Origin of the sequence: Embleya sp. NPDC050154 (genome assembly GCF_044460165.1) — a bacterium.
Taxonomy (GTDB): Bacteria; Actinomycetota; Actinomycetes; order Streptomycetales; family Streptomycetaceae; genus Embleya.
This window is the reverse complement of the sequence record NZ_JBITJP010000018.1, coordinates 85,229-110,320: the sequence shown is the minus strand read 5'-3', so window position 1 is coordinate 110,320 and position 25,092 is coordinate 85,229. Positions and strand designations below refer to the sequence as shown.

Annotated in this window: 24 protein-coding genes; 12 read left to right on the top strand and 12 right to left on the bottom strand. The window is 71.3% G+C overall.

Annotated elements, in window-relative coordinates; translation table 11 throughout:
• Positions 1-49: 49 nt before the first annotated feature.
• The gene (locus tag ACIBSV_RS32510) at positions 50-736 is read right to left on the bottom strand and encodes a DUF1508 domain-containing protein (RefSeq protein WP_395869422.1); all 687 of its coding nucleotides are present in this window, start codon (positions 734-736) and stop codon (positions 50-52) included.
• Between ACIBSV_RS32510 and npdG the strand changes: the two genes are divergently transcribed.
• Positions 735-1,427: an NADPH-dependent F420 reductase gene (gene npdG / locus ACIBSV_RS32505; RefSeq protein WP_395869420.1), complete on the top strand. Its 693-nt coding sequence runs from the start codon at positions 735-737 to the stop codon at positions 1,425-1,427. The genes ACIBSV_RS32510 and npdG overlap by 2 nt on opposite strands.
• Positions 1,428-1,541: 114 nt before the next feature.
• On the opposite strand, the gene ACIBSV_RS32500 is transcribed toward npdG, so the two are convergent.
• Entirely contained in the window at positions 1,542-2,150 is a 609-nt protein-coding gene (locus ACIBSV_RS32500; RefSeq protein ID WP_395869418.1) for an NADPH-dependent FMN reductase, read from the bottom strand.
• 236 nt (positions 2,151-2,386) lie between these two features.
• On the opposite strand from ACIBSV_RS32500, the gene ACIBSV_RS32495 reads away from it, so the two are divergent.
• From ACIBSV_RS32495 to ACIBSV_RS32475, 5 genes are all read left to right on the top strand, one after another.
• Positions 2,387-2,578, top strand: coding sequence for a hypothetical protein (locus ACIBSV_RS32495; RefSeq protein WP_395869416.1), 192 nt, complete (start codon positions 2,387-2,389; stop codon positions 2,576-2,578).
• Between the two features lie 208 nt (positions 2,579-2,786).
• On the top strand, positions 2,787-3,821 hold the full coding sequence (gene recA / locus ACIBSV_RS32490; protein WP_395869415.1) for a recombinase RecA: 1,035 nt from the start codon (positions 2,787-2,789) through the stop codon (positions 3,819-3,821).
• A gap of 4 nt (positions 3,822-3,825) precedes the next feature.
• Positions 3,826-4,779: a recombination regulator RecX gene (gene recX, locus ACIBSV_RS32485; RefSeq protein ID WP_395869413.1), complete on the top strand. Its 954-nt coding sequence runs from the start codon at positions 3,826-3,828 to the stop codon at positions 4,777-4,779.
• Positions 4,780-4,903: 124 nt separating this feature from the next.
• Entirely contained in the window at positions 4,904-6,271 is a 1,368-nt protein-coding gene (locus ACIBSV_RS32480) for an L-serine ammonia-lyase (protein WP_395869411.1), read from the top strand.
• Positions 6,272-6,382: 111 nt separating this feature from the next.
• Complete coding sequence (locus tag ACIBSV_RS32475) at positions 6,383-6,793, top strand: STAS domain-containing protein (protein ID WP_395869409.1); 411 nt, start codon at positions 6,383-6,385, stop codon at positions 6,791-6,793.
• A gap of 217 nt (positions 6,794-7,010) precedes the next feature.
• Here the strand turns inward: ACIBSV_RS32475 and ACIBSV_RS32470 are convergent, their stop codons facing one another.
• Entirely contained in the window at positions 7,011-7,973 is a 963-nt protein-coding gene (locus tag ACIBSV_RS32470; protein WP_395869407.1) for an alpha/beta hydrolase, read from the bottom strand.
• Positions 7,974-8,144: 171 nt separating this feature from the next.
• Here ACIBSV_RS32470 and ACIBSV_RS32465 point away from each other — a divergent pair, with 171 nt between their 5' ends.
• Entirely contained in the window at positions 8,145-9,359 is a 1,215-nt protein-coding gene (locus ACIBSV_RS32465; protein ID WP_395869405.1) for a hypothetical protein, read from the top strand.
• Between the two features lie 99 nt (positions 9,360-9,458).
• Here ACIBSV_RS32465 and ACIBSV_RS32460 read toward each other — a convergent pair whose 3' ends face one another.
• From ACIBSV_RS32460 to ACIBSV_RS32440, 5 genes are all read right to left on the bottom strand, one after another.
• Entirely contained in the window at positions 9,459-11,168 is a 1,710-nt protein-coding gene (locus ACIBSV_RS32460; protein ID WP_395869403.1) for an FAD-dependent monooxygenase, read from the bottom strand.
• A gap of 150 nt (positions 11,169-11,318) precedes the next feature.
• Complete coding sequence (locus ACIBSV_RS32455; protein WP_395869401.1) at positions 11,319-12,203, bottom strand: amino acid ABC transporter permease; 885 nt, start codon at positions 12,201-12,203, stop codon at positions 11,319-11,321.
• On the bottom strand, positions 12,200-12,847 hold the full coding sequence (locus tag ACIBSV_RS32450; protein WP_395869399.1) for an amino acid ABC transporter permease: 648 nt from the start codon (positions 12,845-12,847) through the stop codon (positions 12,200-12,202). Before ACIBSV_RS32450 ends, ACIBSV_RS32455 begins: the two co-directional genes overlap by 4 nt.
• A gap of 147 nt (positions 12,848-12,994) precedes the next feature.
• A complete protein-coding gene (locus tag ACIBSV_RS32445) occupies positions 12,995-13,945 on the bottom strand; it encodes a glutamate ABC transporter substrate-binding protein (RefSeq protein ID WP_395869397.1) in 951 nt (316 codons plus the stop codon).
• Between the two features lie 136 nt (positions 13,946-14,081).
• Positions 14,082-14,858: an amino acid ABC transporter ATP-binding protein gene (locus ACIBSV_RS32440; protein WP_395869600.1), complete on the bottom strand. Its 777-nt coding sequence runs from the start codon at positions 14,856-14,858 to the stop codon at positions 14,082-14,084.
• 226 nt (positions 14,859-15,084) lie between these two features.
• Here ACIBSV_RS32440 and ACIBSV_RS32435 point away from each other — a divergent pair, with 226 nt between their 5' ends.
• Positions 15,085-15,762 carry a response regulator transcription factor gene (locus ACIBSV_RS32435; RefSeq protein ID WP_395869395.1) on the top strand — a complete coding sequence of 226 codons (678 nt, stop codon included), beginning with the start codon at positions 15,085-15,087 and terminating at the stop codon, positions 15,760-15,762.
• A 36-nt stretch (positions 15,763-15,798) separates the two neighbouring features.
• Complete coding sequence (locus tag ACIBSV_RS32430) at positions 15,799-17,214, top strand: sensor histidine kinase (protein WP_395869393.1); 1,416 nt, start codon at positions 15,799-15,801, stop codon at positions 17,212-17,214.
• A gap of 30 nt (positions 17,215-17,244) precedes the next feature.
• On the opposite strand, the gene ACIBSV_RS32425 is transcribed toward ACIBSV_RS32430, so the two are convergent.
• A complete protein-coding gene (locus tag ACIBSV_RS32425) occupies positions 17,245-19,161 on the bottom strand; it encodes a bifunctional serine/threonine-protein kinase/glutamate ABC transporter substrate-binding protein (protein ID WP_395869391.1) in 1,917 nt (638 codons plus the stop codon).
• Positions 19,162-19,372: 211 nt separating this feature from the next.
• Positions 19,373-20,374: a TAXI family TRAP transporter solute-binding subunit gene (locus ACIBSV_RS32420; RefSeq protein ID WP_395869389.1), complete on the bottom strand. Its 1,002-nt coding sequence runs from the start codon at positions 20,372-20,374 to the stop codon at positions 19,373-19,375.
• Between the two features lie 68 nt (positions 20,375-20,442).
• Here ACIBSV_RS32420 and miaB point away from each other — a divergent pair, with 68 nt between their 5' ends.
• Entirely contained in the window at positions 20,443-21,921 is a 1,479-nt protein-coding gene (gene miaB, locus ACIBSV_RS32415; protein ID WP_395869387.1) for a tRNA (N6-isopentenyl adenosine(37)-C2)-methylthiotransferase MiaB, read from the top strand.
• Positions 21,922-21,928: 7 nt separating this feature from the next.
• Here miaB and ACIBSV_RS32410 read toward each other — a convergent pair whose 3' ends face one another.
• Positions 21,929-22,516 (bottom strand): histidine phosphatase family protein, encoded by a 588-nt coding sequence (locus ACIBSV_RS32410; protein WP_395869385.1) that lies wholly within the window; start codon positions 22,514-22,516, stop codon positions 21,929-21,931.
• Positions 22,517-22,577: 61 nt separating this feature from the next.
• On the opposite strand from ACIBSV_RS32410, the gene ACIBSV_RS32405 reads away from it, so the two are divergent.
• Positions 22,578-23,297, top strand: coding sequence for a hypothetical protein (locus tag ACIBSV_RS32405; protein ID WP_395869383.1), 720 nt, complete (start codon positions 22,578-22,580; stop codon positions 23,295-23,297).
• Between the two features lie 107 nt (positions 23,298-23,404).
• On the opposite strand, the gene ACIBSV_RS32400 is transcribed toward ACIBSV_RS32405, so the two are convergent.
• On the bottom strand, positions 23,405-23,896 hold the full coding sequence (locus ACIBSV_RS32400) for an antitoxin (protein ID WP_395869381.1): 492 nt from the start codon (positions 23,894-23,896) through the stop codon (positions 23,405-23,407).
• Positions 23,897-24,129: 233 nt separating this feature from the next.
• Here ACIBSV_RS32400 and miaA point away from each other — a divergent pair, with 233 nt between their 5' ends.
• Entirely contained in the window at positions 24,130-25,038 is a 909-nt protein-coding gene (gene miaA, locus ACIBSV_RS32395; protein WP_395869380.1) for a tRNA (adenosine(37)-N6)-dimethylallyltransferase MiaA, read from the top strand.
• The last annotated feature ends 54 nt before the right edge of the window (positions 25,039-25,092 follow it).

The window sequence follows — 25,092 nt, the reverse complement described above, 5'->3', positions numbered from 1 at the left end:
TACGCGCGGGGGTCCGGAAACCGGCGATCGAGGGAGGGGTGGGCGTGGGTCAGGCGCGGCGCGACCCGGCCATGGTCCGCTTTCGCGATCCGCTCGGCGTGGATACCGCCTTTCGGGTGCGCGAGGCGCCGGTCCTGGAAACCGCCGTCCGCGACGCCGTTGTCCTCGATACCGCCTTTCGAGTGGTCGAGGGCTTGGTCGAGGCCTTTCGGGATTCCGCCTTTCGGGGTGGTGCCTTCGCCGTGGCGGACTTGGCGGGCGCGCTCTTGCGCACCGTGCCGCCGCGCTTGGCGACGGTCCGGGCGACCGGCGTCCGGCGGGGCGAGGCCACGGACTTCGACATCCGGGCTCGGGCCGAGGCCGGGGCGTCGACGGTGCGATCGTCGACCGTTTCGGTGTCGCCGTTGCGCTGGACGGACCGAAGCGCGGTCAATGCCGCGCGCTTCGTGTCATAGGGCGACGACTTGATGATGGTCGAACCGTTGGCGGCTGCCAGGACGAATCCGTACTTGCCGGAGCGTCCCTTGGTGACAATGAATTTGGCCGGCACTGCGTCTCCTTGGAGAGCGTAGAGAAAGTTTTCTCTTCCAAGGAAACACGGTTCGTCCCGGTTGTCATATATAAGTGCTATTTCGGAGTGAATCGACCCGCACAGCCGAAAACCAGTGTGACCTCGACTGCATCCGGGTGCGCACCCCGTGTCCTCTGCGGTTTCGGCCGGCAGGATCGCGCCCATGACAACCCCCTCGTCCCCCAAACGCGACCCGCGTGACCTGCCGAACATCGACCATCTGGTCGTGGGCGTCCTCGGCGGCACCGGCGAGCAGGGCCGCGGCCTCGCGTACCGCCTGGCTGTCGCCGGCCAGAAAGTGATCATCGGATCGCGCAACGCCGAACGGGCCGCCTCCGCCGCGGCGGAGCTCGGCGCCGGTGTGCGCGGCGCCGACAACGCCACCTGCGCGGCCGAGAGCGACATCGTGATCATCGCCGTGCCCTGGGAGGGGCACCGCGACCTGCTCGTCGCGCTCAAGAGCGAGCTCGCGGGCAAGATCGTCGTCGACTGCGTGAACCCGATGGGCTTCGACAAGCAGGGCGCGTTCGTGCTCGACGTCGAGGAGGGCAGCGCTGCGCAACAGGCCGCCGCCGTGCTCACCGACTCGGCCGTCACCGCCGCCTTCCACCACGTGTCCGCGGTGCTGCTGCTCGACCCGAACGTCGAATCCCTGGACACCGACATCATGGTGCTCGGCGACCAACGCGACGCCACCGACGCGGTGCAGGCGCTCGCCTCGCGGATCCCGGGCATGCGCGGTGTGTACGCCGGCCGGCTGCGCAACGCGCGTCAGGTCGAGGGGCTCACCGCCAACCTCATCTCGACCAACCGCCGCTACAAGGCGCACGCCGGTCTGCGCGTCACCGACGTGTGAGGCCGCGATCCCGGGTGCGACCCACGACGCACTCGTTCGAAACGGCGTGAGGCCCCGCACATCGTCGGATGTGCGGGGCCTCACGCCGTTTCGCCTCGCCGGTGCCGCCCGGGGTCAGGCCAGCGACGCGGCCCAGGCGCCCAGCGGGCGGGCGACCAGCTCGCCGGCGTTGTTGTCGATCGCGTCCTGCAGGCCGGCCAGTACGTGGGTGACCATGCCGGCGGTGGCCGGGTCGGTCAGCACGTGCTGTACGTCGGCCTCGACGCCGAGCCGGGTGTGCACCTCGGGGACGGAGATCTCCGGGCCGGAGACGACGAAGTTGTTCAGGTCCCGGAGCAGCGTCTTGAGCTGGATCAGCGCGCGGATGCCGCCCTGGACGCCCGGCGAGGCGGACATCGCGACGATCGACTTGCCGGCCAGCACGCCCCGCGCGTACGGACGCGAGGCCCAGTCCAGCGCGTTCTTGAGGACGCCGGGCAGGCTGCGGTTGTACTCGGGGGTGGTGATGATCAGGCCGTCCGCCTCGGCGATCGCCTCGCGCAGGCGCACCACGGACGCCGGCGGGTTGGCCTCCAGGTCCTGGTTGAAGTGCGGGAGTTCGTCCAGACCCTTGTACACCTCGATCTGCATGCCCTCGGGCGCGAACGGCTGCAGGGCGTGCACGAGCGCGGTGTTGAACGACTCGGCGCGCAGCGAGCCCGAGATGGCGAGGATGCGGGTCATGGGTTCCTCCGTGGAGACGGCGAGGCGGAAGTGGTTGAACGCTTAACAAACTACTCCGGGTTTGTTGTCGGCTCAACTTTCGCTGGTCAGCGGGCGTGCCGCGGGCCCGGCTCGGCGCCCCGGGGGCGCCGCCGGCCGGTGCCGGCGGCCGGGTCGGCGGGGGCGACAATGGGAGCGCGTCGCGCCCGTACCGTCCGCGACCCGTTCCTCGCCCGCGCCCGTCTGGAGCCCCCGTCATGCCCCGCATCGTCGTCCTCGCCGTGATCGTGTGCGTCCTGGCGCTCGCCGCCGCCGTGGTGGCCTTCGTCGGCGGCAGTTGGCTCGGCGTCCCGTTCGTGCTGCTCGCCGCGCTGGACGGGAACATCGCCTTCTACTACCTGCGCCGGCACCGGGTGCGCCGTTCGCGTGAACTCGCGGCGCAGGGCTGATCCGGCGGTCGACGGGCCCGGTGCCCGTCCCCCGTATGGGTGGATGCCGGCTTCCGGTGGTGTGTCGGCATCGAATTCGAACAAAGGTTCGGGCTAACCTTCGACCCGACGTTGTCCACAGGCGTACGCCGGTCGTGCCTCCGTGTCGGTGCGACGGGTTAGCGTTCAAGGTGTGAAGCGAACACCACAGACCGGCAAGGCGGCAGGCATGGCAGGACAGGATCGCGAGAAGGCGTTGGAGAACGCCCTCGCCCAAATTGAACGGCAGTTCGGGAAGGGTTCGGTGATGCGTCTCGGCGACGAGGCGCGCGCACCGATCGAGGTCATTCCCACCGGCTCGATCTCGCTCGACGTGGCACTGGGCATCGGTGGCCTCCCGCGGGGCCGCGTCGTCGAGGTCTACGGCCCGGAAGGCTCCGGCAAGACGAGCCTCGCGCTGCACGCCATCGCGAGCGTGCAGCGGGCCGGCGGCATCGCGGCGATCGTCGACGCCGAGCACGCGCTCGACCCCGAGTACGCGAAGAAGCTCGGCGTCGACACCGACGCCCTGCTGGTGTCGCAGCCGGACACCGGCGAGCAGGCACTGGAGATCGTCGACATGCTGACGCGCTCCGGCGCGGTCGACATCATCGTCATCGACTCGGTGGCGGCGCTCGTGCCGCGCGCCGAGATCGAGGGCGAGATGGGCGACTCGCACGTCGGCCTCCAGGCCCGACTGATGAGCCAGGCGCTCCGCAAGATCACCGGTGCGCTCAACCAGACGAACACCACCGCGCTGTTCATCAACCAGCTCCGCGAGAAGATCGGCGTGATGTTCGGCTCGCCGGAGACCACGACCGGTGGCCGGGCGCTGAAGTTCTACGCGTCGGTGCGACTGGACATCCGGCGGATCGAGACGCTCAAGGACGGCACCGAGGCGGTCGGCAACCGCACCCGGGTCAAGGTGGTCAAGAACAAGTTGGCCTCGCCGTTCAAGCAGGCCGAGTTCGACATCCTCTACGGCGTCGGGATCAGCCGCGAGGGTGGCCTGATCGACATGGGCGTCGAGCACGGCTTCGTGCGCAAGTCCGGCGCCTGGTACACGTACGAGGGCGACCAGCTCGGTCAGGGCAAGGAGAACGCGCGGAAGTTCCTCAAGGACAACCCCGACCTCTCCGACGAGATCGAGAAGAAGATCAAGGAGAAGCTGGGGGTCGGCCCGCGGGTCGACGTGCCGGCGGAAGCGGAACCCGAGGAGGGCTGAGCCCGTGGGTCGCCCTGCCGGCGAGTGGTCGAACACGTGGGGGGACGGATCCGAGGACGGACCCGTCTCCCCACCGATCGACGCCGCCGAACTGCGGGCCGCGTTGGCGGCCGTCACGGCACGTGCCGCGACGGGGGGTCGAGCCGCGCGTGGTGGTGCCGAGGGAGGTGCCGCGCGCCCAGCCGGCCCGACGCGACGCGAGCTCGGGGAGCGCGACGCGCGGGAGTACGACCCGGAGGACGACGGCTCGGGGGCCGCCGCCTCGAGGACGTACGAGCGGGCCGCCGGTCGGCGGTCCGAGGATGGTCGGGCCAAGCGCGGCAAACGGGACAGGCGGGAGCGGGCCGGGACTCGGGGCCGGGCCCGTCGGGACGCGGACGACGAGGGCGTCGACGGCGCGGAGGGGGCCGATGCCGCGCCCGAACCGCTCGCCGATCCGGAGGCCACCGCGCGGGCGATCTGCCTGCGCCTGTTGACCGGGCGCGCCCGCACCAGGGCCCAGTTGGCGGACGCGCTGCGCCGTCGGGAGGTGCCCGACGAGGTCGCCGAATACGTACTGGGCCGATTCACCGACGTGGGACTGATCGACGACACCGCCTTCGCGGGCGCGTGGGTCGACACCAGGCACACGGGCAAGGGCCTGGCCCGCCGTGCCCTGGCCAGGGAACTGCGGCAACGCGGTGTGGACGCGGTCGTGGTGGACGAGGCGGTCGCCCGACTCGATCCGGAACAGGAATTGGAGACCGCCCGGGCCCTGGTGGCCCGCCGGTTGCCGGGCACGCGCGGCCTGGACCGGGACAAGCGCATCCGCAGGTTGGCGGGCATGCTCGCGCGCAAGGGATACGGCGAGGGCTTGGCCCTGCGAGTGGTCCGGGACGCGCTGGCGCACGAGGCCGAGACCGACGAAGCCGGCGACAGCGACGAGACCCCGTGGCGAGCCTGGGACGGACCGGTTTGATCCGGGCCCCCGCGGCGCCGGTCGGTGACCTAGCCTGGGGAGCGTTGTCCGAGCCGTCGGACCGCCACAAGCGCGTCCCTCGGCGCGCACACGTCCCTGCCGTCCGCTTGAAGGGCCATCCGCCTTGGCGATCAGTGTGTTCGACATGTTCTCGATCGGGATCGGCCCGTCGAGCTCCCACACGGTGGGTCCCATGCGCGCCGCGCGGATGTTCGCGCAGCGGCTCAAGAGCGAGGGTGTCCTGGATCGGGTCGCCTCCGTCCGGGTCGAGCTGTACGGCTCCCTGGGCGCGACCGGCCACGGCCACGGCACCCCGCGCGCGGTGCTGCTCGGCCTGGAGGGCTACTCGCCGCGCACCGTCGATCCGGAGGAGGTGGAGCCGGAGCTGGCGCGCATCCGCGAATCGGGGATGTTGCGGCTGCTCGGTGTGCACGACATCGCCTTCGACGGCGACCGGGACCTGGTGCTGCACCGACGCAAGACGCTGCCGTACCACGCGAACGGGATGACCGCGTGGGCGCGCGACGCGGACGGCACCGAGTTGCTCACCAAGACCTACTACTCGGTGGGCGGCGGCTTCGTGGTGGACGAGGACGCGGTCGGCGCGGATCGGGTCAAGCCCGACGACACCGTGCTGCGCTACCCCTTCCGCACCGGCGACGAACTGTTGCGGCTGACCCGGGAGACCGGGCTCTCGGTGTCCGCGCTGATGCTGGAGAACGAGAAGGCGTGGCGCACCGAGGCGGAGATCCGCGCCGAACTGCTGGAGATCTGGCAGGTGATGCGCGCGTGCGTCGAGCGCGGACTGGCCACCGAGGGCATCCTGCCGGGCGGGCTCAAGGTGCGCCGCCGTGCCTCGCGGACCGCCCGCACGCTGCGCGCCGAGGGGGACCGGCCCACGCACGCGATGGAGTGGGTCACCCTGTGGGCGATGGCGGTCAACGAGGAGAACGCGGCCGGCGGCCGGGTGGTCACCGCGCCCACCAACGGCGCCGCCGGGATCATCCCGGCCGTCCTGCACCACTACGTGGCGACCGTCCCGGGCGCGGACGAGGAAGGCATCGTCCGCTACCTGCTCGCCGCGGGCGCGATCGGCATGCTGTTCAAGGAGAACGCGTCGATCTCCGGCGCCGAGGTCGGTTGCCAGGGCGAGGTGGGCTCGGCGTGCGCGATGGCCGCCGGCGGCCTGGCCGAGGTCCTGGGCGGCACCCCCGAGCAGGTGGAGAACGCCGCCGAGATCGGGATGGAGCACAACCTCGGGCTCACCTGCGACCCGGTCGGCGGCCTGGTGCAGATCCCGTGCATCGAGCGCAACGGCATGGCCGGCGTCAAGGCGGTCACCGCCGCCCGGATGGCTCTGCGCGGCGACGGTCGGCACCACGTCTCGCTGGACAAGGTGATCAAGACCATGAAGGAGACCGGCGCGGACATGAAGGTCAAGTACAAGGAGACCTCACGCGGCGGCCTCGCCGTCAACATCATCGAGTGCTGAGCGGGGTGCTCGAGCGCCGTCCGGTCGGCTGCGCGGGGACCGGTTCGGGCCGCCGCGCGGGTGAGGTGCGCGACGCCCGCGTGTTGCCGATCCCCACGGGACACATGAGGTGTGCTCCCGGGAACGAAGGGTAGGCATGCGCCCGTGAACGATGCGAGTGGTCCCCTTCTGGTGCAGGTGTCGACGGTCGGAGCCGGTCACACATTGGTGACCGTGCACGGCGAGATCGACATGGACAGCGGTCCGGTACTCGACGACGCGCTGAGCCGACAGGTGTCGGCCGGGCTGACCCGGCTGCTGCTCGATCTGTCCTCGGTGGCGTTCATCGACTCGTTCGGCCTGCGGATCCTGGTCCGGGCCGAGCGGCGGGCCCGCGAGGCGGGCGGTTCGTTGCAGCTCATCGCGCCGACCCGGGCGGTCGCGCGGGTGCTGCGGCTGACCGGCTTCACCCTGATGGTGGCCGTGCACGACACCGTGCGAGAGGCGATCGAGGCACAGGACAGCCCGGCCGGGCACGAGTAGGCCCGCCCAGCCGGTCAAAAACGGCGAGATTCATGATCAAAATGAGGCCGAGGGGTGGCCGGATTCGATCATGCACGCCACACTTGGAGTGTCCGCGCGCCGGATGTTTCTGCTGTCGCCCGAAGGCCGTGGACCTGTGGCCGTCCCGTCGAGCGCAAGCCCGACGGGACGGCCGCCGCATGTCCGGGGCGGGGCGGAGTGAGGCGGCCCCGCCCGATCAGGCCAGCGTGCGCTCGAGGAACCGCGCGATCGTCGAGCGGTACTCGCGCGCCTCGGGCAACAACGCCGTGAGTTCGCCCGCGCCGTGTACGAAACCGTCCCAGCGCTTGGCCTCGACCGCGACGCCGGCCGCCTCCAGTTGCTTCGCGTAGGCCTCGCCCTCGTCCCGCAGCGGGTCGTACTCGCCGGTGAGCACCAGCGCGGTGGGCAGCCCGGCGAGGTCTTCGGCGAGCAGCGGTGAGGCGAGCGGGTCGGTGCGCTCGCTGCGCGGGCTGGTCAGGTAGAGCCGGATCGCCTCCTCGAGCGCCTCGCGGGTGAGCAGCAGGCCCTCGCCGTTCTCCTGCACGGAGGCCCCGGACAGGGTCAGGTCCAGGATCGGGGCGTCCAGCACCTGGGCGAGCGGGGTCGGCTGGCGGCGATCGCGCAGCATGATCGCGCAGGCCGCGGCCAGGTTGCCGCCCGCGCCCGCGCCGCCGATGGCGACCTTGTCCGGGTTGACGCCGAGCTGGAAGGCGCGCTCCTGGACCCAGATCCACGCGGCGTACACGTCTTCCAGGGGCCACGGGAACTTGAACTCGGGTGCCAGGCGATACTCGACCGAGATCACCACGGCGCCGCTCTCGGCGGCGATGTGTGCGCAGTGCGCGTCGGAGCCGTCCACCGAGCCGTGCCACCAGGTGCCGTCGTGCAGGTACACGTAGCCTGGACGACCGCCCCTGGGGGCGGCGCCGGCCGGCGTGTACACGCGGGCGGTGATCTTGCCCGGTTCGGGCTCCTTCACCGTGATGTTCACATCCCGCGTCGTCACACCTTCCGGCGCGGGCTCGACGAACGCGAGGATGGACGACTCGAGAGCTTTGTTCGACGCGGCACGACGCTCCGCCAGGGGCAGGTCGGCCGGAAGGGGCGGCGCGGCGGCGACAGCGTCGAGAATCGGCTGGATCTGCGGTGCGACGGGCATGCGACTCCTCCGAACGGACTACGAAGCAGCACAGTAGAACTTCGCGCCCGGAGTTGACAGGGCGTCAGAAGTCGAACGCGTGACATAGGCCACACAGAAAACGCGCGAAGGGCGTCAACCGTGTCAGTTGCCCTCGGCGTTGAATAACCGGAACCCACTGAGGAGTACGTGTTGACCGTCATCGACGAGCCCCGGATACCGGGCGCGCCGCCTTCGACTTCGGGCCGGGGCACCCCCGACGAGAACTCGTCGGGGGCCCTGTCGGTCGCGGAGCGCGGCATCCGGCTGCTGTGGCCGCCGTTGGCGGTATACGCGGGCACCGCCGTGCTCCAGCTGCTGGTGCTCTCGTGGATGATCCCGGCGGGCGGTCCGAGCCTGCGCGACCGACTGTTGCAGTGGGACGCGCACTGGTACGTGGACGTCGCCGCGCACGGCTACCCGGACAGCTTCACGTACACCCCCGAGGGCGACCTCACCGGCAACACCCTCGCGTTCTTCCCGCTGTATCCGGGCCTGGTCCGGATCGTGCACTACCTGACCGGCACCGACTACGAGACGGCCGGCCTGATCGCCGGACACCTCGCGACCGCCGTCGCGCTGTGCGTGCTGTACGTGTTCATGCAGCGCCTGTACGACCGGCGCGCGGCGCTGGTGATGACGGTGCTCGTGGGCGGCGCGCAGCCGATGGGCGTGGTCTTCTCGATGGCCTACAGCGAGACGCTGTTCCTGGCGCTCGCGGTGGGCACGCTGCTCGCGGCGCACCGACGGGCCTGGATGACCGCGGGCCTGCTCGCGTGCCTGACCAGCGTCACCCGACCGGCCGGTATCGCGGCGATCGCCGCGCTGGGGGTGGCCGCGCTGTTGGAGATGTGGCAACACCGGCGGCTCCTGTATCCGCCGATCGCGGCGTGTGTGATCGCGTGTCTGGGCATGCCGATGTACCTGCTGTGGGTGGGCACCCGGCTCGGTGAGACCGACGCGTGGTTCACCATCCAGGACGCCGGCTGGGGCACCAGGTGGGACAACGGCGAGGCGCTCTGGCACTTCCTGACCGACACACTGCGCAACGGCGACCAGTGGATAGCGGTCAGTACGGCGGTGCTGATCATCGCGGCCGTGGTCGGCTCGCTGGTCGCGCTGAACCGACGGATCTGGCCGCCGCTGGCGGTGTACGGCCTGTCGATACTGGTGATGACGCTGTGCCAGAGCAACTACTACCACTCGAAGCTGCGGCTGATGATCCCCACGCTGCTGTTCTTCGTCCCGCTCGCGACGGTGCTGGCGCGTGCCCGCACGCGTACGGCGGCATTGGTGCTCGTCGGGATGTGTCTGTTCGGCATGTGGTACGGCGCGTACATGCTCACCACGTGGCACTACGGGATCTGATCCGGGCCCGGGTCGCGGGCCGCCGTCCTCGAACGCCGCACGGGCCGATCGATGGTCGCCCGTGCGGCGTTCGCGGACGAGGCGGGTCCGGCCGCCGCGTCAGTGCCCCGCGCCGCGGGCGCGGTCGATGGTCTCCTCGAGGATGTCCAGGTGCTCGGGGGGCAGGTGCGCCGCGAGGTAGCCGTCCGGCCGGATCAGCAGGATCGTGTGCGCGCCGGCGCCCGGGTACTCCGGGGTGACCACCAACTCCGCCGGTGCGGCGAGCTTGTCCAGGCGCGCGCGCAGCCGCGGCATCAGGCCCGCCTCGCGCCAGCGGTCGCCGTGCCACACCTCTATGCCGGGGGCGATCAACAGCACGACCAGTCCTCGGTCCAGACACTCGGTCAGCCACCCGTCGGCGCCGTCCGCGCGGACCACGGGTACGTCCCGGATGCATTCGCCGACCCCGGGGCCGGGGGTGAGCAGCGGCGAGCCGGTGTAGTCGGGGCCCGACGTGCTCGCGGCCGGACCGCGCGGGTCGAGCCGGCGCAACGTGGTGCCCTTGCCGCGTGCGCCCATCAGGGTCAGCCGGCGGCCCATCTTCTGCGCCGGACTCACCGGCGCGAGGAAGTGCAGCGCGTCCTCGCCGAGCGCCAGCCGTCGCCTGGCGGCCCCCCGGCGCTCGCCGTGGTAGGTCTCCAGCAGCCGGATCGGGGCGTATCCGCGCAGCGTGAAGGCCAGCTTCCAGGCCAGGTTGCGGACGTCCTGGAGGCCGAGTTCGACCGCGTCCGCGGCGGACGGGTGGACCAGGTGCGCGGCGTCCCCGGCGAGCAGCACCCGGCCGACCCGGAAGCGGCGGGCGAGCCGCTGGTGCACCTCGTACTCGCCGCTCCACAGCAGGTCGTGCGCGGGATCCTCGGCCCCGTCGGAGTCGGGGGAGAGCGCGTCCAGCGTGCGCAACACCGAACGCACCCGCGCGGAGACCCGCTTGGGGTCGGCCAGGTCCCCGACGACCTGGATCACCCGGGTCTCCTCGGCGGCCTTGGCCACCCCGTGGGCCATCGGGAGTTGCCAGGTCAGTCGCCATACGTCGTCCGGCAGCGGCTGGGCCAGGACCGTGCCGCCGCGGTGGAAGGGCGGGTCCACGAACAACCACGGGGTGGCCGGCCCGCTGGTGTCCGGCGTCGGCGGCTCGTCGGCGAGCGAGGGGTCCGGCGGGACCAGCGAGGTCGCGGTGATCCGGCGCGGCAGCCGTACCTTCACGTCCGCGCACAACAGGCGGTCCACCCGCGGGCGGCCGGGGAAGCGCACGTTCACCGCGCGCCGGACCACCGAGCGCGCACCGTCGCAGGCGACCAGCCACTGCGCGCGCCACTTGACCGGGCCGCCGGGGCCGCGGGCGAGCAGGGTGACCGAGGTTTCGTCCTGTTCGACCCCCTCGATCCGATGCCGCCACGCGGTGGTCACCAGTGGGCTCGCGTGCACGGCGTCCAACAGGGCGCGTTCCAGGCGCTGTTGGGAAAGCCCGTAGCGAACCGGGGCATCCGGCTCGTCGACCGGCTGCGGGACGTCGCGGCTGCGTCGGCGGATCCGCTGCACGCCCCACGGCTCGGCGGCGCCGTCGAGCCGGGTGCCGGTCAGGTCGTAGACGAAGGCCAACGTCGCGCCGTCGAGCGCGCACGCGCGCGAGCCCGCCCGCGGTGTGCCGTTGCCGGAGTCCACCACGACCGAGCGCACCCCGCGCCCGGCCAGTGCCAGGGCGGCCGCCAAACCGGCGGGCCCGGCACCCGCGATGATCACCGAGTCCGCGCGCGGAGCGTTGCCCGCCATCGTGGCCCCCCAAGTGTTGCAAGACGTGTCGTACTCGTCGCCCATCATCCGGCACCGGGGCCCTTCGACGACAAAGCGACGCCCCGCGGGTGGCGTTCACCGCGGGGCGTCGGTCGGTGGTGCGGGGGTGGGACGGTGCGTCCGGCAGGGTCAGACGGCCACCGCGTCGCGGGACAACTCGCCCGGCGCCGGCGTGGCGACGGCCGGCGGCTTGCCCTTGCGCGAGGTGCGCAGCCTGCGCTCGAGCCACGTGGCGAACGCCGACAGGAGCATGCACATCGCGACGTAGATCGTGCCGACGATGATCGTGACCGGGATGAACGGCATGTGGTAGTCCTGGTAGCCACCGATCAGCTTGGCCGCCGCGAGCAGTTCCGGGTAGGTGATCAGGAAGCCGAGCGAGGTGTCCTTGAGGGTCACCACGACCTGGCTGATGATCGTCGGGAGCATGGTGCGGATGCCCTGCGGGACCAGGATCATCGTCATCACCTGGGTCTTGCGCATGCCCAGCGCGTAGGCCGCCTCGCTCTGGCCCTTGGGCACGGCGAGGATGCCCGCGCGGATGTTCTCCGCCTGCACGGTGCCGTTGTAGATGGTCAGGCCGACCACCAGCGGCCACATCGGATCCCACTTCCACCAGCCCTGGCTGCCCGGGACGAGGTAGAGCATGAAGATCAGCACCAGCAGCGGCATGGCGCGGAAGAAGGTGACGAACGTGGTCGAGGCCCAGCGCACGATCTTGTGATCGGAGAGCCGGCCGGCGGCCAGGAAGGCACCGAGCACGATCGAGAACACCGCGGCCAGCGCGAACGCCTTCAGGGTCGCCTTGAGGCCGTCGAAGATGAACTGCTGGACACCCGTGTACTGGAACGGGTCCCACTTGGCCGCCTCGAACTGGCCGGTGTCCTCGAACCGCACGACCACGAAGACCATGAACGCGAGCAGAGCCACGCTGCCGAGCACGCCGATGATCAGGTTGCGCCGGCGCGCCTTGGGGCCCGGTACGTCGAACAGCACACTCGCTTCGCGGCTCATCGGACCACCGCCAGCTTCTTCTCGAGCGCGGCGAGGAGCGCGCTCATGGTCAAGGTGATGATCAGATAGCCGACCGCGATCCACAGCAGGACCCACAGCGACTTGTAGCCGTTCTCCACCATCTGCGCCTGGGTGCCCATGAGTTCGGTGACGTTGAAGGCGCTGGCGATGGCCGAGTTGCGGACCATCGCGATCAGCAGGCTGCCGATCGGCGGGACCGCCGCCCGACCGGCCTGCGGCAGCACGATCTGGCTCAGCGTCTGGGTGAAGGACATGCCCAGGCTGCGGGCGGCCTCGGCCTGACCGATCGGGACGGTGTTGATGCCCGAGCGGATCGCCTCGCAGATGAAGGCGGCGGTGTACGTGCTCAGCGCGATGACCGCGAACTGGAAGAAGGAGAGGTTGAAGCGCAGCTTGGGGAAGCCGAGCGCGACGGCGAAGAAGATCAGCGTCAGGGGGGTGTTGCGGAAGAGATTGACGTAGGCGGCGCCGAACCAGCGCAGCGGGGGCACCGGCGAGACCCGACACGCGGCTATCAGCGTGCCGAGCAGAAGCGACACGATCCCACAGACGACGGTCAGCTTGAGCGTCCCGACGAAGCCGTGCCGCAAGAGATCCCAGTTGTCCTGGATCACCTCGAGCATCGTGATCGAGCCCTCCTCTCCGTGATCGTGGGTTCAGGGGTGGGGTGACGGCCCGTTCCCCCGGTCACGTGCGGCGGGGAGCGGGAGGGGTCGTGCGCCGACCGGTCCCGGGGGAGCCGGGACCGGTCGGCGCGCGACGATCGACGGTCAGTAGCGGACGAGCGCCGGAATGGCCGGGGCGGCGGAGCCGGACAGGCCGAGCGTGGCGTCGTACGCCTTCTTCCAGTCGCCGCTCTTCTCGTGTGCCTCGATGGCGTCGCTGACCGCGTTGCGGAACACCGCGTCGTCCTTGTTCAGGCCGACGCCGTAGTTCTCGGTGGTGAACGGCTCACCGACCACCTTGAGCGCGCCCGGGTCCTTGGCCGCGTAGCCCTTGAGGATCGCGTCGTCCGTGGAGACCGCGTCGACCTGGTTCGACAGCAGGCTCTCGACACACAGCGAGTACGTGTCGAACACCCGGGTGGTGGTGTCGGGGAACTTGGTCTGCAGGTTCTGCAGCGGCGTGGAGCCCTTCGCGGAGCACACCGTCTTGCCCTTGATGGTGTCCTTGCCGGTGATCGCGGTCTCGTTCTTACGGACCAGGAGGGACTGGCCGGCGATGTAGTACGGACCGGCGAAGGACACCTGCTCCTTGCGCTTGTCGGTGATGCTGTAGGTGCCGACGTAGTAGTCGATGTCACCGTTGACCAGCGCGTTCTCACGGTTGGTCGACGCGATGGCCTTGAACTCGATCTTGTCCGGGCCGAAGCCCAGGTCGGCCGCGATCATCTTGGCGATCTCGATGTCGAAGCCGGAGTACTTGCCGGTGGCCGGGTCCTTGGAGCCGAGGAAGGGCTGGTCCTCCTTGGCGCCGACGACCAGCTTGCCGCGCTTCTTGGCGTTGTCGAAGGTCTTCGAGCCGGTGAGCGCGACGTCCGTCTTGGGCGTGTAGGTGGGCAGCTCGGGCTTGGAGGCTCCGGGAGCGCCGGGCGCGCCCTGCGAACCACCGGTGGTGCCGCCCGGCGTCTTGGCCTCCGGCGAACCGTCCTTGCCGCACGCGGTACCGAACAGGGCGAGCACGGCGATGCCGGCGACGGCCACGGATGAGCGCATCTTCATGATCAACGTCCTTGCGTGAATGAGGCGAAACAGGCCTGAGGACAACAGAAACTCGTGGGGCGAAGCGCGAGTCGTGCCGCCGATCGGACCGGGCGCGCCGAAGGCGCCCGATGCGACTCGGGGAGGCGGGACGGACTCAGTGATGCAGGATCTTGGAGAGGAAGTCCCGAGCACGGTCGCTGCGCGGGTTGCTGAAGAACTCCTCGGGCGTGTTCTCCTCGACGATGCGGCCGTCCGCCATGAAGATCACCCGGTTCGCGGCGGAGCGCGCGAAGCCCATCTCGTGGGTCACCACGACCATCGTCATGCCCTCGCGGGCCAGGTCGCGCATGACCTCGAGGACCTCGTTGATCATCTCCGGGTCGAGCGCCGAGGTGGGCTCGTCGAAGAGCATCACCTTGGGCTCCATGGCCAGCGCGCGGGCGATCGCGACGCGCTGCTGCTGACCACCGGAGAGTTGCGCCGGGTACTTGTCCGCCTGACTGCCCACGCCGACCCGGTCCAGCAGTTCGTGCGCCCGACGGGTGACCACGTCGGCCTTCTCCCGGCGCACCTTGAGTGGACCGAGCGTCACGTTCTGTAGCACCGTCTTGTGCGCGAACAGGTTGAACGACTGGAACACCATGCCGACGTCCGAGCGCAGCCGGGCGAGCTCGCGGCCCTCCTGCGGGAGCAGGTTCCCGTCGATGGTGATCCGGCCGCCGTCGATCGCCTCGAGGCGGTTGATCGTGCGGCACAGAGTCGACTTGCCCGATCCGGACGGGCCGATGACGACGACGACCTCGCCCTTGTGGATCGTCAGGTCGATGTCCTGCAACACGTGCAGGGCGCCGAAGTGCTTGTTGACGTTCTCCAACACGACGAGGGGCTCGCCGGGGTGGGCGTCCTTGGTGGTGTCGCTCTTGGCGAGCACCGGCGGCTTCGGTGCGATGTCAGAGGCATCCGTCGTCACGATGGCGGGCTCCGTCCAGAGTCGTCCCGTATCTTTTTGCGCGACCGGGTGGCAGGTGGGTTCGAGAGTCTCCCGGCGACGCCGGGTGGTGCGTGACACTAGGGCAGGCAGCACCCCCCGAGTCAGTGCACTTGAGCTTGTCTTGAGGTCAAGAGTCGGTAACGGACCGTCAGATGTGAGGAACCACGTGCGCCTCCTGCTCGTCGAGGATGATCTGCGTGTCGCCGCGCCGCTACGCGCGGTCCTGGGTCGGCACGGCTTCACCGTGCGGCACGCCACCACCGGCGAGGAAGCCCTCGCCGCGATCGACGACGTCCCCGACGTGGTGCTGCTCGATCTGTCGTTGCCCGACCACGACGGATTCGAGGTGTGCAGCCGGATCCGGCGGCTGTGCGACGTCCCGGTGATCATGGTCACCGCGCGTGCGGACATCCGGTCCCGGATACACGGCCTGAACCTGGGTGCCGACGACTACGTCACCAAGCCCTACGACATCGGCGAACTGCTGGCCCGAATACACGCGGTGAGCAGACGCACGCGCAGTGACGCGCCGGCCGCGGAGAGTGCTCCGGCCGCCAAGGGGCCCGGCGGCATCGAACTGGACCCGGCCACCCGGCGGGTCACCGTCGGCGGCATCGACGTGGTGCTCACCCGCAAGGAGTTCGACCTGCTCGCGCTGCTGGCCCAGCGCCCGGGCGTGGTGTTCCGGCGCGAGCAGATCATCAGCGAGGTCTGGCACACGAGCTGGGCGGGCAACAACCGCACCCTGGAAGTGCACGTCGCGTCGCTGCGGTCCAAGCTCGGCAATCCCGCGATCGTCGAGACGGTGCGCGGCGTGGGCTACCGTGTCGTCCCCGAAGCCTGATCCCACCGGCTTCCCGAAGGATCGTCACCGGTTCCTGTGCGCACCCGCCTGCTCGCGTTGCTCCTCGCCCTGATGACCGCAGTGCTGATCGCGCTCGGCATCCCGTTGGCGATCTCCCGCGCGTCCGCCCATCAGCAGGAGCTGATCCGGGACCGGGTGGACGATCTCACCCGCTTCGTTTCGGACACCCAGTTGACCGTGGTCTCCGACACCGTGCGCGCGCAGACCGACGGCGGGGCGCGGCCCGGTCCGGACGCCGCCGACCTGGACATGCTGCGCTCCGAATTGGAGCGCTACGAGGCCGTCTACGGCATCCGGGTGGGTGCGTTCGACCGGCGCGGTCAGCCGATCGCCGTGTCACGTCCGGGATTTCGGATCGACCCGCGCTCGCCCGCGTTCACCGAGGCGCTGGCCGGGCGACGCAGCGACGACCCCGGACAGGTGTGGCCCTGGCAGCGCGATCGCATCGTGGTCGCGGTCCCGGTGATCCACCGGGGCGACGTGGTCGCGGTCGTGCTCACCGACTCGCCGACCGGTCGGATGCGCTCGAAGATCCAGCGGGTGTGGCTGATTCTGTTCGCCGGAGAGGTGGTCGCGGTGCTCGCCGCGCTGCTGCTGGCGACCCGACTCACCGGATGGGTGCTGCGCCCGGTCCGGGTGCTCGACTCGGTGACCCACGAGATCGCCACCGGCCGGCTCGGGGCCCGCGTGGCCGGCGCCCAGGGACCACCCGAACTCCGGCGCCTGGCAAGGTCGTTCAACGAGATGGCGGACCACGTGGAGACGGTCGTGGACCAGCAGCGGGCGTTCGCCGCGGACGCCTCGCACCAACTGCGCAACCCGTTGTCCGCGCTGCTGCTGCGGATCGAGGAACTGGGCCTGTCGCTGCCGCCCGGCCACGGCGAGACGCTGGACGGGGTGCGCGACGAGGGCCGCCGGCTCACCCACGTCCTGGACGAACTGCTGGAGTTGGCGCTGGCCGAGAACGCGCGCCCGTCCGCCCGGGCCGTGGACGTCGCGGCCCTGGTGCACGAGCGGGTCGACGCGTGGCAGACGCTGGCCCGTTCGCGCGGTCGTCGGTTCGAGCAGGAGGGCCCGCTCGCGCTGACCGGCAACGTGGACCCGGTCACCCTGGGCAGCGCGCTGGACGCCATCCTGGACAACGCGCTCAAGTTCGCGCCCGAGGACACCACGATCACCGTCGCGTGCTCGGCGGTGGGCAGTCGCGTGGAGATCCGGGTCAGCGACCGCGGTCCGGGACTGACCTTCGAGGAACTGCGCCGGGTGGGCGACCGGTTCTGGCGCAGCCCGCGGCACCAGAACGTGGACGGCTCGGGCCTGGGCCTGTCGATCGCCCGCACGCTGCTGGGCGCGAGCGGCGGCACGATCGACTTCGCCGCGCGCGAGGGCGGAGGGCTGACCGTCACGCTGATCGTGCCCAGGGCCGACTGAGCGCCGCCGGCCGCGGCCGACACACCCGCGCTATTCGGCCACCCGGCACTGCGGCGCGCGCGGCTGCGGCAGGCCCAGCGGACGCAGCCGCACGTCGTAGGCGCGTTGCCAGTCACCGTTGGCGATGTGCCGGTTCAGCGCCCCGCACACCGCCTCCGCGAGTGCGACGTCGCCCTTGCTCAGCCCCACGCCGTACGGCTCGTCCGAGAACGGCCGGCCCAGGATGCGCAGCGTGCCCGGGTGCTGGGCGACGAAACCGGACAGGATCGCGTCGTCGGTGCTGACCCCGCGCACGTTCTTGGCCAGCAACTCGTCCACGCACTCGGAGTACTTGCCGCGCTCCTGGACCTTCATGGTCGGGAACTCGCTGCGGATGCGGACGGCCGACGTCGACTCGCGCACCACGCACACCGCGCTGTCCGCGAGGTCCTCGGGACCGTCGACGCCCGGCTCGTCCGTGCGGACCAGGAAGTCCTGGCCCGCGATGAAGTACGGCCCGGCGAACGAGACCTTCTGCGACCGGGCCGCGTTGATCGTGTAACTGGCCACGACCAGGTCGACCTGCCCGCTGGTGATCCGGTACTCGCGGTTCTGCGTCTCCACGTCCATGAACGTGACGCGGTCCTTGAACCCGAGGTCGTCCGCGATCATCCGGGCGACGTCGTCGTCGAAGCCCTGATACGCCTGATCGCCGGTGCGCACGCTCCACCCCGGCTGGTCCGGCTTGACCCCGACGATGATCCGCCCCCGGGCCTCCATCGCCCGGTAGGTGGGCGATTTCTCGCGCAGATCGGCGAACGGGTCGGGCGCGTGGGTGCCGCCCTCGGCCCGGTTGTTCTCCACCGCGAGCCAGGACGCGCCCACCGCGACCAGCAGGAAGGCCAGCGCGGCGGGCAGCGCGATCCGGGTGCGCCGCCACCACCGGGCGCGGCCGAGGCGGCGCGGGGCCGGTTCGTCGGTCGGCGGCCCGCCCGCGTAGGTCGCCTCGGTGCCCTCGTCCCACTCCTCGACCGCGCGCCGGGGCAGCGGGTCGCCGCCCCAGGTCACCGGTACCGAGTCCTGCACGACCCGGGTCAGCAGCGCGTCGGTCTCCTTGGCGTCCAGGCGTCGGGTCGGGTCCTTGCGCAACAGGCCCATGATCACCGGCTCCAGCGGACCCGCGTGCCGGGGCGGCGCGGGCGGCGCGTTGACCACCGCGTCCACGACCTCCACGGGAGAGGCCCGACGAAACGGCGCGAGACCCTCGACCATCTCGTACAGCGTCGCGCCCAGCGACCACAGGTCGGACGCCGGATCCAGCGCGTCCGGATGGTCGGCGAGTGTGTGCTCGCTCGACGCGTCGTCGGTGAGCACACTGGGCCGGGCCCGGGCGAAGTGCTCCGCGCGCTCGGGCGCGAGATAGCCGGGGGTGCCCAGCAGTTCGCCGAACTGGGTGACCTGCGGCGCGTCGGCGAAGGTGGCGATGCCGAAGTCGGTGAGCACCACCCGGCCGTCCATGCCCAGGAGCACGTTCGCCGGCTTCACGTCACGGTGCAGCACGCCCTTGGCGTGCGCGGCCCGCAGTGCCCGCAGCACGTCCAGACCGATCCGGGCCGCCTCGGCGTGGTCGAGTCGACCCTCCGCGCGGATCACGTCGGCCAGTGAGCGCGAAATCACCAATTCCATGACGATCCACGGCAAACCGTCCTCTTCGAAGACGTCGTGCACCGTCACCACGTTCTCGTGGCGGATGCGGGCCGCGGCGATCGCCTCGCGTTTGCTGCGCTCCAGCCAGGACCGCTGCGACCCGGCGTCCAGGGACTTCGGCAGCAGCAGTTCCTTGACCGCGACCTCGCGGCCGAGGGCGGTGTCCACGGCCAGCCAGACCTCGCCCATACCGCCTCGGCCGAGACTGCGGCTCAGGCGGTAACGATTGTTCAGTATTCGGCCGATCTCCCCCTCGGACACCGCGGTCGCACCCTCCTCCCGAGCAAGCGGGCCTCCCTGACCATGATTGCGGCCTTCCCCCCGGTCGGCTCACAGCGTCGGTTCGGGGACCGCGCACGGTCTGGCCTTCAAGCTCAGAGCGTAGATGTCGGTCCCGAACACCATGACACGAACCCAGCATGTGCCATCGGGACCGCTTCGCGCGACGCCCTGGGCATCACGATCTGTCCGATCAGGGTTTCACCGATCGGTACCAGCGCTGGGCGCCGGCGTGCAGCGGCAGCGGATCGGTGAAGATCGCGGTCCGGGGGTCGACCAACTGCGCGGCGTGCACCTCGCGTCCGATCGCCTCCCGGTTCTCCATCACCGTCTCGGTCACCCGCCTGATCAGCACCGAATCCTGCGACGCCCGGGTGACCAACAGGTTCGGCACCGCGATGGTCGGCGTCTCGGTGCCACCGGGATAGGCGTCCGCGGGCACCACCGCCTCGCGGTACACCGGCCCATAGCGATCGCGCAGTTTGCCCGCGAGGTCGCCGAGTTGCACCAGCCGCACCGACCAGTGCCCGGCCAGGTCGGAGACCGCCCCGGTGGGCAGCCCGCCGGACCAGAAGAACGCGTCCACCGTGCCGTCGCGCAACCGTTGGGTGGCCTCGCCGATGCCGATCCGGACCGGCGTGATGGCGTGCTCCATGTCGCTCATGCCCACCTCGCTCAGCAGCCGGCGGGTGATCAACTCCACCCCGGATCCGGGCAGCCCGACCACCACCCGGCGCCCGCGCAGGTCGGTGATCCGCTGCACCGGCGAATCGGTGGGCACCACCAGTTGCACGTAGTCGTCGTACAACCGGGCCACCGCGCGCAACCCGTCCCGCTCGGCAGGCCCCAGGTCGGCCACCGCGTCCGAGGTGGCGATGCCGAACGTGTCGACGCCGTCGACCACCCGGCGCAGGTTCTCCACCGACCCCCCGCTGGAGTTCACCGCGACCCGCACCTTGAGGTCCGCGGACAGCCGAGGCCGCAACAGTTCGCCGTAGCGGTGGTACACCCCGGTCGGCACCCCGGTGGCCAACGAGACCGGCCCGCCCGGGGTCGGCCGCTCGTCCGTCGAGAGCACCGCGTAGCCCCCGAGCACGCACAGCAGCACGAGCGTGGCCAGCCCGGCCCGGACCAGGCGGGGCCGGCGCGCGCAGGCGTCGCGCACGGAAACGGGGAGGAACGACAAGGAGGGCACGGCGGCGAGTTTGCCATGGCGGACGCCCACACACGCCAGGAGGCAAACCCCGTACCCTGTCGGGTGTTATGACTGCGCGAAGCTATGAGGTCCGCACCTACGGGTGCCAGATGAACGTCCACGACTCCGAGCGACTGTCCGGTCTGCTGGAGGACGCGGGTTACGTCCGCGCGCCCAAGGGGGAGCCGGCCGACGTGGTCGTCTTCAACACGTGCGCCGTCCGCGAGAACGCGGACAACAAGCTGTACGGGAACCTGGGCCACCTCGCGCCCGCGAAGGCCGAACGCCCCGGCATGCAGATCGCGGTCGGCGGCTGCCTCGCGCAGAAGGACCGGGACACCATCGTGCGCAAGGCGCCGTGGGTGGACGTGGTCTTCGGCACGCACAACGTGGGCTCGCTGCCGGTGCTCCTGGAGCGGGCCCGGATCGAGCAGGAGGCCCAGGTCGAGATCCTGGAGTCGCTCGACGTCTTCCCCTCCACGCTGCCCACCCGACGCGAGTCGGCGTACGCGGCGTGGGTGGCCATCTCGGTGGGCTGCAACAACACCTGCACGTTCTGCATCGTGCCCGCGCTGCGCGGCAAGGAGAAGGACCGCCGCCCCGGCGACGTGCTCGCCGAGATCGAGACGCTGGTCGGCGAGGGCGTGATCGAGGTCACCCTGCTCGGCCAGAACGTGAACGCGTACGGCTCGGACATGGGCGACCGCGAGGCGTTCTCCAAGCTGCTCCGCTCGTGCGGACGGATCCAGGGCCTGGAGCGGGTGCGCTTCACCTCGCCGCACCCGCGCGACTTCACCGACGACGTGATCGCGGCGATGGCCGAGACGCCGAACGTGATGCACCAGTTGCACATGCCGCTGCAGTCCGGCTCGGACGCGATGTTGCGCGCGATGCGCCGCTCCTACCGGCAGGACCGCTACCTCGGGATCATCGAGCGGGTGCGCGCGGCGATGCCGGACGCGGCGATCTCCACCGACATCATCGTGGGCTTCCCCGGCGAGACCGACGAGGACTTCGAGCAGACCCTGCACACCGTGCGCGAGGCCCGGTTTGCCGCCGCGTTCACGTTCCAGTACTCCAAGCGCCCCGGCACGCCGGCCGCCACGATGGACGGCCAGGTGCCCAAGGAGGTCGTGACCGAGCGCTACCAGCGACTGCTCGCGCTCCAGGAGGAGATCTCCTGGGCGGAGAACCGCGCCCAGGTCGGCCGCACCCTGGAGGTGCTGGTCGCCGAGGGCGAGGGGCGCAAGGACCACGACACCGCGCGGTTGTCCGGGCGGGCCCCGGACAACCGCCTCGTGCACTTCGAGCGCCCCGCCGAAGGCGTGCGACCGGGCGACATGGTCTCGGTCGAGATCACCTACGCCGCGCCGCACCACCTGCTCGCGGAGAAGCCGACCCTGGCGATCCGGCGCACCCCCGCGGGCGACGCGTGGGAGCGGCGCAACGCGGCCCCCGCGGCCAAGGCCGGCGTACTGCTCGGCATGCCGCAGATCGGCGCACCCGCGGTCGAGGCCGCCCCGACCGCGGTCGCCTGTTGCGACTGAACTCCGCTCAGGTCACGTTCCACCCGAGCAGGACCGGCTGTTCGCGCTCGTAGCCGAGCGTGGACAGCCGGGCGGTCTCCAGTTTGAAGAGCCGGCCGTCCTGCGGCGGCAGACCAAGCCAGCGCGCGGTGAGCACGCGGAGCAGGTGGCCGTGCGCGACGAGCACCGCGTCCTCGCCGCCCTCGAGCACCGGACGCACCCGCGCCAGCACCCGGTCCACCCGGCGGCCCACGTCGGCGATCGACTCGCCCGGGTGCTCCGCGTCGCCGGGGGGCACCCCGTCCCGCCACAGGAACCAGCCCGGCACACGCTCGCGGATCTCGTTCGTGGTGATGCCCTCGTAGCCGCCGTAGTCCCACTCGACCAGGTCCGGCTCGACCTCCGCGCCGGTGATCCCGGCGAGTTCCGCGGTGTGTCGGGCCCGGACGAGTGGGCTGGTCAGGGCGAGCGAGAAGGTGTGCCCGGCGAGCAGGTCCGCGACCGCCTTCGCCTGGGCCTCGCCCTCCGGGGTCAGCGGGATGTCGGTCAGCCCCGTGTGCCGCCCGGACCTGCTCCACTCGGTCTCACCGTGTCGCACCAACATCAGTTCTGGCATGTGATCCATCCCATCACGCGCTCCGAGAGGCGTCGCGGCGAGCGCTTAGTACTCTCCCTGAATGCTCGTAGCCGCCGCGGTAGTCCCGTGCCCCCCGATGATCGTGCCCGAGCTGGCCCGCGGGGCCGTAGCCGAGCTGGACGGCCTGCGCGCCGCGTGTGATCAGGCCCTGGCCGCGCTGGCCGAGGCGGCACCCGACCGGCTGATCGTGCTCGGCGCGGGCGAGGCGGACGCGACGCTGGAGGCCGGCGGGACCGGCTCGTTCGCGCGGTACGGGGTCGACCTGGAGGTGACGCTGGGAGCGGGCGCCGCGGCCCGCCTGTCGCCCGCGCTGACCGTCGGCGCGTGGCTGCTCGGCCGCTCCCCGTGGGCCGCCGAGCGGATCGCGTCGGGGACCGCGCCGAGCCCGGTGACCGGCGCGGAGATCGCCGCGGACGCCGAGCCCGCGCGCTGTGCGGCCCGGGGCGCCGAACTGGTCGCGGGCGCCGATCGGGTCGCGCTCCTGGTGGTGGCGGACGGATCCGCGTGCCGGACCGAGAAGGCCCCCGGCTACTTCGACGCGCGCGCCGAGCCGTACGACCTCGCGCTCGGCGCGGCGCTCGAGGCGGCCGACCAGGTGGCGCTCGCGGAGTTGGACCCGGCCCTCGCACGGGAACTGTGGGTGGCGGGTCGGCCCGCGCTCCAGGTGCTGGCCGGCGCGGCGGGCCCGGGGCGGCACGGCCGGCTGCTCCATGCCGAGGCGCCCTACGGCGTCGGCTACTTCGTGGCGCTCTGGTCCTGACCGCGCGCTTGCGCTCCGACGACGACGACGACGGCGGCGGCCGTGCGGCCCGGACACGACGACGGGCGGTGGTCACCGGGATCCGGTGACCACCGCCCGCCGGCGACTCAGGCGCCGGGTCCCGCCGGGGGCCGGCTCTCGGGCATCGCCTCGGTGGTCGCGTCGGGCGCGCCGCCGCCGGCCTTGCCCAGTGCCTCCTTGGCCTTGCCCGAGGCGCCCTGGATCTTGTCGGTGTGCTTGCCGCCGGTCTTTCGATCGGCGATCTCGGCGGCCTTGTCGACGCCCTTGTCGGCCTTGTCGCCGTGCTGACCCAGCAGACCCTCGGCCTTGGCCTTGATGTTGTCGAAGACACCCATGTCCTGCTCCTCCTCGGATACGCCCGCCTCGACCGGTTCACCGGCCGCGTCCCCGGGGGTCCGGGGAGCGGGCGTCGTGGCCGTCGCCTCGACCGGTTCGGCCTCGGCGGCGGGCGATGCCGGCGTCGCGGGCCGGTCCTCGACCAGCGTGGCGGTGTCCGTGCCCGCCGCGTTGTGCGAGCAGCACGAGCCGCTTTCCTCCGACGTGCTCGGACGCCGCTTGAACCAGTCGAAAACACTCACAATTTCTCCTAGACCGTATGTCTGTGGTCGTTGTCGTGCATTTCGGCGGCAACGCGGGTGACGTCGCGCCGAGCCGCCCGGAGTACATGGGTCGCGGGAGATCAACGAGAGCGAACGGTGCCGGTCACGACCACGCGGGCGGCCGTACCGCAACGAGCGACGGCACGCGTGGCGGCGGCGACCCGGGGCCGCGCCCGGCACGACCGGGGGCGGTGATCCGGCAGACTTGGGGGGTGAGTCCCCGTGTCATTGCCGTCGTCGGTCCCACTGCGGCCGGAAAGTCCGATCTGGGGGTCGCCTTGGCCCGTGCGCTGGACGGGGAGGTGATCAACACCGATTCCATGCAGCTCTACAAGGGCATGGACATCGGCACCGCCAAACTGTCCGTCGCCGAGCGCGAAGGCGTCCCGCACCACCTGCTCGACGTGTGGGACGTGACCGTCTCCGCCAGCGTGGCCGAGTACCAGCGCGACGCGCGGGTGCTGGTCGAGGACCTGCTGGCGCGCGGCAGGACACCCGTCCTGGTCGGCGGCTCGGGGCTGTACGTGCGCGCGGTGCTGGACGACCTGGAGTTCCCCGGCACCGACCCCGCGATCCGGGCCCGGCTGGAGGCCGAGGCCGAACGGGTGGGCCCCGGTCCGCTGCACGAGCGCCTCGCCGCGGCCGATCCGCCCGCCGCCGCCGCGATCCTGCCCGGCAACGCCCGACGGATCGTGCGCGCGCTGGAGGTCATCGAGCTCACCGGGCGGCCGTTCACCGCCACGCTGCCCACCCACCGCTCGTTCTACGACAGCGTGCAGATCGGGGTGGACGTGCCCCGCCCGGTGCTGGACGAGCGGATCACCACGCGGGTGGACCGGATGTGGGCCGCGGGTCTGGTCGAGGAGGTGCGCGAGTTGGAGAGGGCCGGTCTGCGCGAGGGCCGGACCGCGTCGCGCGCGCTGGGCTACGCGCAGGTGCTGCGGCTGCTCGCGGGCGAGTGCACCGACGAGGAGGCCCGCGAGGACACCGTGCGCACCACCCGCCGGTTCGCCCGCAGGCAGGACACCTGGTTCCGGCGCGATCCCCGGATCGAATGGCTGGAGCACTCTCGGGCCGATCTGCTGGACGCCGCACTCGAACGGGTGATCCGACCCGCGTAGGGGTGTTGCGGGTGGGGCCCACGTGGCACGGTGGGGGGTCCGTGGCACACCCAA

Coding starts and splice junctions, on each gene's coding strand:
- npdG (WP_395869420.1), top strand. CDS start 735: ATGACAACCCCCTCGTCCCCCAAACGCGACCCGCGTGACCTGCCGAAC.
- ACIBSV_RS32510 (WP_395869422.1), bottom strand. CDS start 736: ATGGGCGCGATCCTGCCGGCCGAAACCGCAGAGGACACGGGGTGCGCA.
- ACIBSV_RS32500 (WP_395869418.1), bottom strand. CDS start 2,150: ATGACCCGCATCCTCGCCATCTCGGGCTCGCTGCGCGCCGAGTCGTTC.
- ACIBSV_RS32495 (WP_395869416.1), top strand. CDS start 2,387: ATGCCCCGCATCGTCGTCCTCGCCGTGATCGTGTGCGTCCTGGCGCTC.
- recA (WP_395869415.1), top strand. CDS start 2,787: ATGGCAGGACAGGATCGCGAGAAGGCGTTGGAGAACGCCCTCGCCCAA.
- ACIBSV_RS32470 (WP_395869407.1), bottom strand. CDS start 7,973: ATGCCCGTCGCACCGCAGATCCAGCCGATTCTCGACGCTGTCGCCGCC.
- ACIBSV_RS32460 (WP_395869403.1), bottom strand. CDS start 11,168: ATGGCGGGCAACGCTCCGCGCGCGGACTCGGTGATCATCGCGGGTGCC.
- ACIBSV_RS32455 (WP_395869401.1), bottom strand. CDS start 12,203: ATGAGCCGCGAAGCGAGTGTGCTGTTCGACGTACCGGGCCCCAAGGCG.
- ACIBSV_RS32450 (WP_395869399.1), bottom strand. CDS start 12,847: ATGCTCGAGGTGATCCAGGACAACTGGGATCTCTTGCGGCACGGCTTC.
- ACIBSV_RS32445 (WP_395869397.1), bottom strand. CDS start 13,945: ATGAAGATGCGCTCATCCGTGGCCGTCGCCGGCATCGCCGTGCTCGCC.
- miaB (WP_395869387.1), top strand. CDS start 20,443: ATGACTGCGCGAAGCTATGAGGTCCGCACCTACGGGTGCCAGATGAAC.
- ACIBSV_RS32410 (WP_395869385.1), bottom strand. CDS start 22,516: ATGCCAGAACTGATGTTGGTGCGACACGGTGAGACCGAGTGGAGCAGG.
- ACIBSV_RS32405 (WP_395869383.1), top strand. CDS start 22,578: ATGCTCGTAGCCGCCGCGGTAGTCCCGTGCCCCCCGATGATCGTGCCC.